This is a genomic window from Streptomyces sp. NPDC046915, assembly GCF_040644935.1.
In the GTDB taxonomy this organism is placed as follows: domain Bacteria; phylum Actinomycetota; class Actinomycetes; order Streptomycetales; family Streptomycetaceae; genus Streptomyces.
Genome location: NZ_JBEYXB010000044.1, coordinates 1 through 12,998 on the forward strand (window position 1 = coordinate 1; position 12,998 = coordinate 12,998).

Consider the following 12,998-nt stretch of genomic DNA (forward strand, 5'->3'; position numbering starts at 1 on the left):
GAGACGATGCACCAACGGCTGTTCTCGACGATGCGCCAGGCGCGGCTGGAGATCTTCCAGTGGCTCACCTACTACAACGCCCGCAGACGCCACAGCGCCCTCAACTACCTCTCACCAGCCGAATTCGAACAGCAACAGCAGAGAGTACGTACACTCACGCTGGCAGCATGAACCCCCGTGTCCACACTCCAGGGGACGCCTCAAGCCACAACGTCACCCGCCTCGACGTCACCGTCATCGAACCCGTGGATCAGCCCGCGCTGCCCACGGCCTCCCGGGACGACCGACACGCCAGCCCTTCCGCACGGCGCCGACACCGCATCCTGGCCCTGCTCCAGGAAGACCCCACGCGTCTGTGGCAACCCCGTGAGATCGCCGCCCACTTCGGCGATGTCACCCTGGAAACCATGTACAGACAACTGAATCGATGGGCCGCCAGCGGCCTCATCCACAAACTCGGCCCCGGCCTCTACGCCGCAACAGCATGGTCCCCAAGATCACTTGCGTGACCTGCGATAACGCTAACTACCCGGCCTTGGGCTAACCCCCGGACACCTGGGCGCGCGCCTCGATCGTGCACCGGGTGCCGCGGAAGAGGGTGCGGGTGAACAGCAGTCCTGCCTCAGCGATGGCAGTGCTGCCAGCGTCTCCAAACAGGATGCTGTGGAATGCAACTCAGGCAGGGCCTCCACTTGCTGACGGCCGTCGTGTAGCCAACAGGCCACGGCCGGCAGCTCCATCCGATAGCGTATCGCCGTGATCACGGGCGAGCTCAAGAGCAAGGTGGACCGCGTCTGGGATGCGTTCTGGTCCGGTGGCATCTCGAACCCGCTGGAGGTGACGGAGCAGATCACGTACTTGCTCTTCATCAAGCGGCTGGACGAGATCCAGACCCTCAAGGACGAACAGGTGAACCGTAATGGCAAGCCTGATCCCGACCCGTTGTTCACTGAGGACGAGCAAGAACTACGCTGGCAGAACTTCAAGGCCCGCGATCCAGAGGTCATGTACGGCATCGTCGAGCAAGGCGTCTTCCCCTATCTCCGCGCGATGGGCGGCGGCGACTCCACGTACTCCCACCACATGCGGGACGCCCGTTTCACCATCCCGACCCCTAACCTGCTGGCCAAGGTTGTCGGCTTGGTGGACGATTTCTCGGCGAGGTGGGGTGGCGCCGAGGGAGATATCTACGAGTACATGCTGACGAAGTTGGCGGCGGCCGGCCAGAACGGGCAGTTCCGCACACCGCGCCACATCATCGACCTAATGGTCGAGATGACCCAGCCAAAGCCGGACGACGAGGTCTGCGACCCGGCATGTGGAACGGCCGGCTTTCTGGTCCAGACGGCGTCGTACGTGAAACGCGAGCACTCGAAGGCACTCCTGGGCGCGAAGCAGCAAACCCACTTCAACGGAAGTATGTTCCACGGCTTCGACTTCGACTCCACGATGTTGCGCATCGGGTCGATGAACATGCTGCTGCATGGCATCGAGAACCCGGACATCCGCTACCGCGACTCTCTTGCGGAGCCAGCGGCAGGCGAGTCGGAACGCTACTCCCTGATCTTGGCAAACCCGCCGTTCGCTGGCAGCTTGGACTATGAGTCCACGGCGGCGGACTTGCTGCGCTTGGTGAAGACCAAGAAGACCGAACTTCTCTTCCTAACCTTGACTTTGAGGATCCTCAAGCCCGGCGGCCGAGCAGCGATTATCGTCCCGGACGGCGTCCTCTTCGGTTCGACGAAGGCGCACAAGGAGCTGCGTCGGATTCTGGTTGAGGACCACAAACTGGACGGCGTGGTGAAGCTCCCGAGTGGGGTTTTCAAGCCGTACGCGGGGGTCTCGACTGCGATCCTGCTGTTCACCCGCACGGATGCCGGAGGGACGGACAACGTCTGGTTCTACGACGTGCAGGCCGACGGCTTTAGCCTCGATGACAAGCGCACCCCGCTCCTCCCGCAGAACCGCTTGGGCGTTCGGCCTACGGCTGGATCCCTATCGGAAGAGGACCACACCAAAAACAACCTTCCGGATACCCTCTCTCGCTGGTTCGACCGCGGCGGCCGTGAGTGCAGCCGCGCGCGTTCGGAACAGAGCTTCTGCGTCCCGAAGTCGGACATCGTCGCCCAAGGGTACGACCTGAGCCTGAATCGATATGCCGAACGGCCTCGATACCTCACGGTTGGCAGGCGGGTAACCATGGCTGACCTTATGGGCGCTGGTCTTCTTACCGAAGGCATGCAGCTGGCCTTTGAGCGTGCAGGGGTGAGCTACTCCGCCAGAGTGACGGCTGAGGGTCTACTCGAACTAGCTGGTGGCCAGCAGTTTCCATCCCCCAACCGGGCTGCGGCCGCAGCGGTAGGCGAGGGGACTATTGATGGCTGGCATGCATGGGCTCTGGAAGATGACACAACACTAGATCAGCTGCGCCAGCAATTCCTGGACACGCCAGCCATGGGTATCCCCAGCCCCAACGGCGCCGGATGGGCCAACCACAGACTGGCCGTATCGCCCAATTTCGATGCAGCCACCTCGTCCGTCACTGGGGAGAGAAATCGCGCAACTCGGCACGCCGAAAGCGCAGAAGGCACCCGGCAAAATCCATCGACCAACAAACCGTCCCGAGACGAAGACGAGGATGCGCCCGTGGTCGGCCTGACCGTCGGAGACCTGCCCTCCGCTCTTGCCAGTGTCGTCTCCGTACCCCCATCCTCGACGTTCGATGAAGCCATCACCCGGATGGTTATCAACGACTACTCTCAGCTTCCTGTTCTGTCGGGACGCAATCTTCGAGGGGCCGTCACGTGGCAGTCGATCGCACGGGCGCGCCATGCCAGTAACAATCCACCCTTCTCCCGAGCCATAGTCCAAGCTCGCGAAGTCTCTTACAAACAAGACCTCATCGACATCCTCCCAATGCTTGCGGAATTCGAATTCGTCCTTGTTCGAAACCAAAACAATGAGATAGCAGGGATCGTAACCGCGAGCGACGTGGCAGCCGCCTACGGAGCCATGGCCACTCCGTTCTTTCTTATCGGTGAATTGGATAAGCGACTGCGCCAGGTACTCGCTTCTTCAATTGAGTTTTCCGAAGTCCAGGGCCTATGTGACCCGGAGGGCAATCGGAGCATCATGGGATTCAACGATCTGTCGATCGGGGATTATCAGCGTGTCCTAGAAAATAAGGAAGCATGGGAGAGGGTCGGTTGGTCGTTGGATCGAAAGATCTTCGTCGAGCGCCTCGATCAGATACGGCAAATCAGAAACGACCTCATGCATTTCAATCCCGAACCATTGCCCCACAACTCCACACATAAGATACGACACATGATCAACGTGCTACGAGAGTACGGAAACTGAATGCCTAGCGTTCCGTATCGGAGCGCCATGGCTAGCTGGCCTATCTGTCCTCCTCGAGTTGATACACCCGGCTGTGCGCCCCTCTGATGCCCGTAACCGTCACACTGCTGCTCGGACGGCAAGTCAGCTGCTGGAGCGGCTGCGGGATGATGCGTACAGAGACGGGGCCGGCCCCGGACTCCAGCCCGGAGACGACGACGAGGAAGAAGTCGTCACTCTCCACTGCTCGCTGGAACTCCGCGGGCGTCAGCAGCACCGTGTCCGGCTCGGTGTCTTTGTATGCCTTGAGTTCGTAGAACCTCGACAGTGCGTCCACCGCGTCTGCGCCGAGGCCACGCTGGGCTCGTAGGTCGCGCAGCCAGTCATCATCGGCGGCGAGTGCCTTGCGCACCACGTCCAGAGCCACCTTTTCCTGCTCCAGGCTCGTGTAGGCGCGCGGTGGCGTGTGCTGTTGGGGGATCGCTGATCCGGCGCGGGGCTGCGGCAGGCCGGACGTTCCCGATGTGTACCCGCTCGGCCGTGCGGTGGGCGCGTCCGCGGCCGAGGACCTCGGTGGCGTGATGATGCCGCTCGGGTCGACGAGCCGGAGTCTGCCGGGGTCGACGAGCTTGCGCGGTGGAGCAGCGGGAGCCGCAGGCGGGGCTGACGGCCCCGTCGCGGGCGGCGGTCCGCCGGGGACAAGCGGGAGGATCACCGCCGTGCGTGAGGTACCGGCTGCCGTGCCAGCCTGCACCTTGGTCGCGGTGCGGCGTTGGTCCACCTCGTTTCCGAGTTCCCGGAGCCGTCGTTCGCGTTCGGTCTCCGCCGCTTCCCGGTCGCGCCGCACCTGATCGTCGGCAAGGCTCAGTTGTACGGCCGTACGGCCGTTCTCGGCCTGGTCACACGCTGCTCCCCAGGCGAGGGCCACCTCTCGGCGGCTGCCCGGAAACCGGGCGGCGATCGACCGGCCCACCCCGGATGTGCGTGTCAGAGCGGCAGTGTCACGCACGTACAACGTGCCCGAGGACCAGTCGATCCCGGCGTCCACGGGCACGTGCACCGTCTCGCCCGTGTCCGGAAGATCGAGGCAGCAGGCCAGGTGAGGGGCGATGCATACAGTCAGGTCAGCCAGCTGGTCCCACGAGCAGTCCAGGGACTGCGCAACGCTCGCGGCGTTGCGCTGCAGGTCCTCGCGGAGGTGGGTGACGGCTGACCGGACCAGCGCTGTGGCGTCCGGGTCCGCCGGGGCCGGGCCAGGGCTGTACACGGTGACATGCTCTGCGGCGAGCTCGCTCACGCGCAGGGCTCCGATCAACGGTCGGAACTGCTCCAATTCGGCTCCCGGGCACCACACCGCACGTTCCCGGCCCAGCGCCTCGGCTACCACCGGGTCTTCGACGGCGTACACGGGCCGCTTGCTTCGCCAGCCCTGGCTCGTCCAAAGTGGGAGGCGTCCCAGGCGCTTGGCCGTCAACGCGCCGGGATGAGTACGGCCCAGAGCGGCGAGCATCTTCAGGGTCTCCAGGACGATGGACTGGGTCGTCCCGTCCGGCTCGTCCCGGCCCTGCTTCCGGTCCTGCTGTGCCAGCTCCTTGATCACGGCCGTGGCGTCGTCCACAGTCGGCAGGCGCACTGCGAGCCGCTGCCAGAACTCCTCGCTGCCTGGAAACGTGGGAGCGAACGCACGGAGCGGACCGAAGAGCGGCGCTCCGCGCAGGCACTGGCTCGGCCGACGCCAGCCGGAGTCCGTGAGGACGAGGCCGCTCCCCTCGCCGAATGCCCGAAGGACCGAGCCCAGGGACATCTCCCCCGAGGCTCTCTCGCCACGGCCAAAGGCGCGCTCTGCCAGGGCTTGGTAGAGGATCAGCGCCGCGGGCACATCCGTGTCGCCGCCCTCTTCCTCCCGTCGGCGCAGGCGCTGCAGACATTCCACGAGGTCCTCCGTGCGGGCCTCTGCAGAAATGCCCAGGGCGCGCAGCACATCACTGCGTCTGCCGACCAGTTGCTGGATCTCGGGATGGAGGAATCGCTCGTCGTCCGCCCCGTACACCGCGACCGTGCCGGTGGTCCGCATGCGGAGTCGAGCCGGGGCAGACAGTGCGCCGTTACCGGCGTCCAGCCATGGTGTGTCGCGCAACTGCCAGAGCCAGAAAGCTGCGGTCCTGCCTCGGTTCTGCCATGCGTAGTAGTCGTAGACGGCATCCACCTCGTCGTGGTCGGAGAAGCGGCTCCATGCCCGCCCGAGGACGTGAAACAGCGCTGCCGCCCTGCGCCTGCGGAGCTGCGGGTCCTGCTCCGCCGCTATGCCAGAGGCGACGGCACGTAGGTCGGGGCTTTCGTAGTCGTCGAGCGTGAAGGTCGCTTCCAGAACGCGCAGGGCATCAGTGCGTGCTCGAGGTCCCGAAATGACTTCCGCCGGCAGCCCCTTCGGGCTCTGCGTGAAGCGTTCCCGCGCCCCCGGGTGCCTGCGCAACCTGGGCGCGGTCTCCGCGCCCAGGAGCCTCAGGAACTTACGGGCGCCCATCCCGGCGCCGCCGCGCTGCAGGACCTCGGCGTACCGGGGCCGCAGCCACACCAGCCCGGCCGTGCGACCGGCGGCGAAGGCGAAGCTCTCCTCGCGTTCCGAACTGTCCAGTCGGGCGGGTAGGTACGCCCGGGCGGGAGCGACCTCGATGTCTTCACGCTTTCCGGCCCGGTCGTAGCGATGCCCCTGCAGCCGGATTGCGTGGCCTACGTCGCGCCCCAAGGTCTCACGCTCGTGGTCCGGCACGCGTGCGAACCCGTCGCGCAGTTCGATGAGCTGGTCATCTGTCAGCCGCAGTACGTTCGGGCCACTGCTCCCCGCCGCGCCGATGGCCGCGAGGCGCCGGATCACGGCCACCGCGTCCGCGTCGGTCAGCAGCGCCTCCCGCTTACGGAGCCATGTCCTCACCGACCGCGCCTCGTCGGTGTCGGCGAGGAATGCCGGATGGATTTCCCGGGAGAATCCGAGACTGGCGCCGAGGCCCCGCGGGGCGTCGGTGAACACCGCTGGTTCCGCGGGCCGGGGCACACGGTGGCGGCCCCCTGAGCTGTCCACAAGCCAGCGGCTCGACAGCAAGGAGGAGTAGATATTCGAGGCAAGTCCCACCGCGGCGAGGCGGATGTTCGCCTGCGGCGACCGGGTTTCGTCGTCGAGGAGGCGTAGCGCGTCGTAAAGGTCCACCGTCACGGGAACCGCACTGTCGTGGTTCTCCCAGTCCGCCAGCACCTCGCGCCATCGACCGTCCTCGTCCCGCGCCACCTTGGGCAGCACGGCGGTCCGCTCGGCGACGCGGGAGATCTCTTCTTCGGTGACCACGCCCACCAGCGTCTCGTCCTCCACCGCGAGATCATCCAAGCCGAGCGGCCCGTAGCCCGGGACGTCCAGGACGAGACCGTGGGGCACGCCCGCCCTGGCACGGTCGAGGAGTAGTCGCTCCAGCGCGGCGACCGGGTCGCGGGAGTCGCGCATGTCGTCGGGGAGCGGCACGGCGCGCCAGGCCCGTGCCGGATCCCGCCGGAAGTGCCACAGGACGGCGGCCGTCCACAGGTCGCCCACCAGTTCATTCAGTGCGCGGTTCCACGGGGTGTCGTCGAGCGCCTGACGGCTGGCGATCGGATCGAACTGGGCGCTGATACAGAGGGACAGAGCGGTGTCCGCGACCGGAAGACCGGCGTAGATCCGCCCGGCGTCATCGGGTCCGAGAGGAAGAGCCACAGCGATTGCGGTGGTGGACCCCACCGCTTTGTGAGACCGGGTGATCCCGGAGGGGCTGGGAACGGTCGTACGGGAGATCAGCCACCGAGACCCGTCGCCGGCGCGTGCCTCACCGGTCTCCACGTCGGCGCTCTGCCCGCCCACCACGGCCTCGAACGGCTCGCCGGTCTCACGGTCGAGCGCCAACCGGTGCCGGACACGACCTTGTTCGTCCAGGTGCGTGACGCTGCCGACACTGCCGAGGAAAAGCAGCGCGCTGTCCCCCCACTCGGCTAGCCACGCGTCCACCTCGTCCGCGCCGAGCACGCCCGGCTCCAGAGGAACCCGTAGAACCGTCCAGGTGTCGCCCGCGAACCAGTCAGGCAACGGGAACGGCCTGGCCACGGCGACGTCAGGATCGCCGACCCGGAACCGGTAATGCCTGCAGTGAACCTCCAGATGCGGGGAGAGGGACTGGAGGGTCATCAGGCCGATCCCGAACCTACCGGTGGATTCCGCCTGCTCTGCCTTGCTCGTCAGCCAGGGCATCGCCAGGGCCAGAACGTCCGGCAACCGTACGGGACTGCCGTTGTGGGCGACGAGGAGTTCCCGTCCCCTCGTCAGAATGCGTACGTCCGTGGCGCCGAGGTCCTCGGCGTTCTGCACGATCTCCGAGAGTCCCTGGAGACGGTCGCTCGATAGATTCCCCGCGTGGTCTCGGGTACGTCTCAGCGCGTGCCGTACTTGACCGTCCAGTCGCGCGAACCGGCTGCCGAGTCGCTCGACCGCCGCCTCAGTCGCCGCCTCACCCTCCGGCTCCGGTACGACGGCTCCTTCTGGGATGCCCTCCATGGAGAAGAGCGCATCGGCGGACGCAATTCCCCGCTCCACTGCAGCTGCTCGACGCACCGCATCCCCCGTGGTCATCCCTGTCCCCCGCATACCTCGGCACTCCCCACGACACAGGGTAACGAGGCCAGCGCAATCAGCACACGTCAACCCGAGACCTGTCGCCGTATAGCCCGAGCCCAAAGAACAGCCCCAACGCGCTGCTCAACGGGTTAAGCCCGACAAGTCGATTGACCCGCGCTACCTGATCCAGGACGACCACTTCACGCTCCGTCAGAAAAAGCGTCGACCGAGCGTCAAGACATTTCCCGAACCCGTCTCCCTGTAGGCTTTCGGGCTGACCGGCCGGCGCACCCGATGAAGCCGCGCCTTCTGCACTCCATCGAGAATGCCAGGGCCTCGGTTCTTCCAGGCTGACGCTGCTTGCAGAGGGACGGCTGGTTTCAAGCGAGCCGAAGGCGTTGGTCGGGGGCGTCTCGGCGGAGTGGGTCGGGGGATTCGTTGATGCGCATCAGCCAGTCGTAGGTGCGTACCTGGATGTGGGAGCGCCGGGCATGCAGTTCCCGGATTTCGGCGGCTGCGTCGTCGTAAGTCTCGCGGGCCATGATGATCAAGCCTGGGACTTCGGCCGTGATACCCGGCAGGCCCAGTCCGTCGGCGTCGCGCGCGGAGCGGGCGTAGTGCAGATTGGTGGACAGCCACCTGCGCCAGTCCTCGATCTGGTCGACCGCGTGCCGCAGGGTGGCCGTCGCCCGTCTATTGCCGGGGTTGGTCAGGCGACTGACCGGGCTCTCCAGTTCGACCAGCGTCCACCGAACTCCGAGTGAGGTCTGACCGGCGATCATGAAGTCGGCCATGTAGTGGTTGCCGAGCTGGACCTGGGGCCGGATCCAGGTGTCGTGGGTGCCCACTACGGTGCCGGCCAGCAGCGCCGGGTGTTTCTCCAAGAGCCGCTGCATCGCGGCCTCGTCGTCCGCTGTCTCCAGTGCGTTGCGCAGTGCCTCGATCGCCGCCGGGGTCGCTGGAAAGTTGATCCGCCAGCGTTCCAGCTGCGCCTCCTGGGCTCGGGTAATCCGAGCCGGGTTGCTCTGAACCGCAGCGGCGTGTTCGCGGGCCAGATGGAGCTGATCGAGGTAGCCGTCCTCACCGGGGCGGGTGATGCGGGTGACCCGATGCGGGGCAGTGCCGAGCCCGTGGCCGCCCCGGAAGTGCAGTCGGCCATTGGCGCCGATTGATGAGATCTCGCCGTGCATATCCGGCCCCTTGCGCCGGTCGCGAGCGGTAACAACGTCATCGACCGCAGGCTCTAGCCGACGCAGGGCGGCGGCGGACTCGCGGTCACGGGCGACGCGCAGCCAGGCGTTAAGCACCTCCCGGCACCCGAGCTTGTCCATGTCGGGAACCGCCAGGTCCGTGCGATTCGCGAGATCGAGGAGGACCTCGTACTCGTCGTCGCCGAAGTCACCGGCGAGCGTGAGTCCCAGAGGCATTCGAAGCAGGACGCGCAGCTCGGCGGCGGCGACCAGCGCGGGTGTGGCCTGTCCTAGGGGCAGGGCCAAGGCGCGGGCGATGGTAATCTGCTCGGCCGCCGGCGCCTTGCACTTACGTTCGAGGCTCTCGGCCACGACCTGCCACCGTAGCTCTGGCACTTCCCCTCCTTCTGAAACGACGCGCCCACCGTAGCCGCAAGCGGCGACGTGGTGTGGTGGTTCTTCGGTGAGCTTCTTCAGCGTTGCCGCTCCAGGGTGAGGACAGCTTTGGCGATTGACGTCATGCGGTTCGGGCTGCAGCGGGCTCTGCGGAAGATCCGCCAGGACTTCAGGCGGGCGCCACCGCGTTCGACCGGTGCCCGTACCGCGGCCAGGGCCCGGTTGACGGTCTTCTCGGTGGAGGTGAGTTCCTGCAGGGGCCTGCGTTTGATGCCCGTGGTCAGCCAGGGGCCACCGCCCTGGTAGGCAAGATCCGCCAGGATGGGGACGCCCTGGCGCTCGCAGATGCGGATGATCCGGTGGGTGCGGGCGGCGGTCAGGTCATGAGACCGGCCCGGCAGCGCGGGTGGGAGCCACAGCGACCGGCCGTCCGGATCGGTGACCACCTGCACGTTCACACCGTGGCGCCGGTGTTTGTGGGATTAGTCGGCCCGGCCGTCGCCGACCCGGTCGCACTCGGCGAGGGTGCCGTCGAGCAGGACGAAGTCGGGTTCGTGCTCGCGCAGCGTCTTCAACAGGCCCGGTGCACGTTCGGCGAGCAGGTCGACGACCGCGCTGGTGTAGGCGTGAGCGGTGGACTCGCTGATCCCGAATCCAGCGGCGATCTTCGCGAGAGTGGTGTGTTCGTGCAGGTACACCAGTGCCACCATCGCGCGCTGGGACGGGCGGAGCTTGCAGCTTCGGTCGCCCTCACGGGTGACGATGAGCATGGTGACCCACTCCGCGAGTGCATGCGGAAGGTCGGGTGCGGCAGGATGGATGACCAACGAGGACCCTGTGCAGCGTGGTTGAGACGTCAGACATCTCGATCAACAGCCCGGGGGCCTCACTCGTTGCGCTTCAGGGCCCATCACTCGATCGGTGGCCAACTCGAAGAAGCTCACTGCCTGAACCCGCTCACTGGAGGAGCCTCGCCCCGTGGGCCAGGCCATCGTTCGCGACGCGGGCGCCACCTGCGTAGAGGTGTCCGCGTCCGGCGACGGCTTGCGTATCTGGGGCCGCGCTGACGTCCGGCAGAGACGGAAGATCCGGCGCCCCGACGGTACGGTCGTGGAGATCTACGGGACCGGCCGATACATCGGATGCCGGGGCGCCGACATGGTAACGCTCCGTCAATCCTCGTGGAAGTGTCCGCAGTCATTCAGGCTCTCGGCCTGTAGCGTCCAACTCTGGTTTGGGACTGCGAAGCATCTGCTTGAGAGCGCGCACCGAGCGCACCGCCTTGGCCGCCTTGCGGCAAATGACCGGCACCTGATCTAGCCGACCAGCCGCACCCCTCTGGGCCAGCCGGTCAGGCCGTCGCCGTCGAGTTCGGCGACCCAGGCGCCGTCGCGGATGTCGCCGTCGGGTTCGACGGCCGGCGTCCAGGCCGAGGCCGGCACCTTGAGGACGGCCTGGTGGATGGCGTCGGTGACGGTCATACCGACCGAGTACGACAGCCACCTGCCGCGCCGAGCGAGCCAGCCGACGAACTCATGGGTGCCGCCGCCGAAGTTGGTGCGGATCAGCGTCTGACGTCCTCGGCAGCTGGGCCAGTGCCAGCGTCGTGGCTTCGATGCGGTCCGCGGCGGTGTTGGGCCCGCATTGCCGGGCCACAGCAGGCCCACGACCGGCTCACCGGACCCGCCCCGGCCGTGGTCGACGAACCCCATCAGCGGGTGGTGCCCGAACGTCTTCTTCCAGGTCGCGGCGGCGTCCTGCTTCTCGGAGTGCGCCAGGACGAGGACCCCGTCAATGTCCACGACCACCTGCCCGTCCGCGTCCGGCGCCGCATCACCGGCCAACTTCCAGATGTGTTCGCGCACTTCGGTCTGGGCCATGCGAAGCGCGGCCAGAACCCGCTGCCCTCCTGCGGCCAGTCGACGGATCAGGCGGGAGACCGTCGGGTCGGAGGCCACCGGCCCGAACACGGCCGGCTCCGCCCGCAGCATGCCCACATCGGCGAGGCAGTCCCCGCCCAGCGCGACCGCGAGAGCGACGTCCAAGAGGATCTTCCCAGGGTCGTGGACGGTCCGGTGCTTGCGCCACGGGGTCCGCAACCACCTTGGCCGGGATCGAGATCCGCACCGTGAACAGTTGCAGTGAACTGTTCACTACGTTTTGCTTCCGGTATGGCACAGTCCCTCCGTCCCCAGGCCCTGCAACGTCAACGCCTGTTCAGAGAGATGAGCGTGGAACAGCTCGCGGAGGCTGTAGGGGTTACGCCCCGTGCTGTACGCCACTGGGAAGCGGGAACACGGACTGTCGGTGACCGAGCTTTTGGCCGATTGCTAGAGGTGTTGCGATGTGGTGCGCAGGAGCTGACAGCGCGCGAGCCGGGTACCGAGAGCCTGGCCGACTTGCGCCGTGATGCGGGCTTGAGCACGGAAGAGGCCGCCTCAGCTCTGCGACGCAAGCGGGGCGCACAGGGCCTGCATATCAGCGCCGAAAAGATCCGCGATCTTGAACGCGGCAGACGTGTGCGCGGCTGGATGTGGGGATCTCCCGAAACCCTGGGGAGGGTGGCGCGCATGCTCGCCCAGATCTATGGAGTCCCCGACCGGGTGGTGATGGATGCCTGGCGCCGCAGCCGCCCGGAGGACCCTCTCCCAGTGCTTCCCGTCCGACGTCCCCGTCAGACCTCCGGGGAATCGATGGCTGTATGGAGAGCCCTCAACGAGCGGCAACGTAGCTATCTGGCGTGCATCTTCCGTCAGGACCAGGAGGTAGAGGAAGAACAGCGGCAGGCCCGCTTGGTGAGAGCGGAACAACGACCGGCAGCCGAATGGCGGCGCATGACGTTGGCGGTCTCCGCCTCGTCTGATGTAGTCGGGTACACCCGCATTCAGGAGAGGCTGCGCGGAGCGGGGGTACATGACCCAGGAGCTGGATCGTCGGTGGCCGCTTTGGAGCGGCGTGGCCTGATCGTCGTGTATCGGGACCGGCTGTATGTCGACGGTCTGGGGGATATCCCCCGTACCCGGGTGGAGATGACCCGGCGCGGGCGAGCGGTGGCCCGTGCGGCCCTCGGGGCTCCCCGGGAAGCAGGACCACCTGCACCGCTGCTGTCGTTGTGGCTTTGGAAGATCATGGTCCGGGTCGCGCGCGCCGGAGCGCAGGGGGTGGACGGCAGCCTTGCCGGGCGTGGGCCGCATTACTTGGCGGTGGGGCAAAGCCCTGATGGACGGACCCCGAGCCGGGGCTTCATCGTGTTGCGGCACCCCGACGGGGTGACTCACGGACCGTACCGGTGGTTCCTCACCGACTCCGGACGGAGCCACATCACCGACCATCTCGATGCCTACCGCGGTCTGTATCCCAGCATCGACACCGAGGGCCTCGACGAGAGCTCTAGCTGAACTCCCCTCGGGGTTCCCAGTGCCCGTTGTCAGTGGCCTGCCGTA

General features: G+C 66.5%; 7 protein-coding genes and 2 pseudogenes. 5 read left to right on the top strand and 4 right to left on the bottom strand.

The window, feature by feature from the left end; all coding sequences use genetic code 11:
• The first annotated feature begins 6 nt into the window (after positions 1–6).
• From ABZ915_RS47535 to ABZ915_RS47545, 3 genes are all read left to right on the top strand, one after another.
• Positions 7–171: an IS3 family transposase gene (locus tag ABZ915_RS47535; protein WP_361817406.1), complete on the top strand. Its 165-nt coding sequence runs from the start codon at positions 7–9 to the stop codon at positions 169–171.
• Positions 168–509: a hypothetical protein gene (locus tag ABZ915_RS47540; protein WP_361817371.1), complete on the top strand. Its 342-nt coding sequence runs from the start codon at positions 168–170 to the stop codon at positions 507–509. Before ABZ915_RS47535 ends, ABZ915_RS47540 begins: the two co-directional genes overlap by 4 nt.
• Positions 510–756: 247 nt before the next feature.
• Positions 757–3,360, top strand: a complete 2,604-nt coding sequence (locus ABZ915_RS47545; RefSeq protein WP_361817373.1) for an N-6 DNA methylase — start codon at positions 757–759, stop codon at positions 3,358–3,360.
• 40 nt (positions 3,361–3,400) lie between these two features.
• Here ABZ915_RS47545 and ABZ915_RS47550 read toward each other — a convergent pair whose 3' ends face one another.
• The 4 genes and pseudogenes from ABZ915_RS47550 to ABZ915_RS47565 form a co-directional block, all read right to left on the bottom strand.
• Positions 3,401–7,909, bottom strand: a complete 4,509-nt coding sequence (locus tag ABZ915_RS47550; protein WP_361817376.1) for a hypothetical protein — start codon at positions 7,907–7,909, stop codon at positions 3,401–3,403.
• Positions 7,910–8,349: 440 nt separating this feature from the next.
• Positions 8,350–9,531: a Shedu anti-phage system protein SduA domain-containing protein gene (locus ABZ915_RS47555; protein ID WP_361817379.1), complete on the bottom strand. Its 1,182-nt coding sequence runs from the start codon at positions 9,529–9,531 to the stop codon at positions 8,350–8,352.
• 101 nt (positions 9,532–9,632) lie between these two features.
• Positions 9,633–10,382, bottom strand: a pseudogene (locus ABZ915_RS47560) (transposase family protein).
• A 489-nt stretch (positions 10,383–10,871) separates the two neighbouring features.
• The gene (locus ABZ915_RS47565; RefSeq protein WP_361817382.1) at positions 10,872–11,600 is read right to left on the bottom strand and encodes a transposase; all 729 of its coding nucleotides are present in this window, start codon (positions 11,598–11,600) and stop codon (positions 10,872–10,874) included.
• A gap of 180 nt (positions 11,601–11,780) precedes the next feature.
• Between ABZ915_RS47565 and ABZ915_RS47570 the strand changes: the two are divergent.
• Together ABZ915_RS47570 and ABZ915_RS47575 are read left to right on the top strand one after the other, a co-directional pair.
• Positions 11,781–11,858, top strand: a pseudogene (locus ABZ915_RS47570) (helix-turn-helix transcriptional regulator); the annotation flags it as partial.
• A gap of 633 nt (positions 11,859–12,491) precedes the next feature.
• The gene (locus ABZ915_RS47575; RefSeq protein WP_361817411.1) at positions 12,492–12,953 is read left to right on the top strand and encodes a hypothetical protein; all 462 of its coding nucleotides are present in this window, start codon (positions 12,492–12,494) and stop codon (positions 12,951–12,953) included.
• Positions 12,954–12,998: the final 45 nt, after the last annotated feature.

Bases quoted from the DNA above. Each gene is read 5' to 3' on its own strand.
- ABZ915_RS47550 (WP_361817376.1), bottom strand. From the start codon at position 7,909: ATGGAGGGCATCCCAGAAGGAGCCGTCGTACCGGAGCCGGAGGGTGAG.
- ABZ915_RS47540 (WP_361817371.1), top strand. From the start codon at position 168: ATGAACCCCCGTGTCCACACTCCAGGGGACGCCTCAAGCCACAACGTC.
- ABZ915_RS47535 (WP_361817406.1), top strand. From the start codon at position 7: ATGCACCAACGGCTGTTCTCGACGATGCGCCAGGCGCGGCTGGAGATC.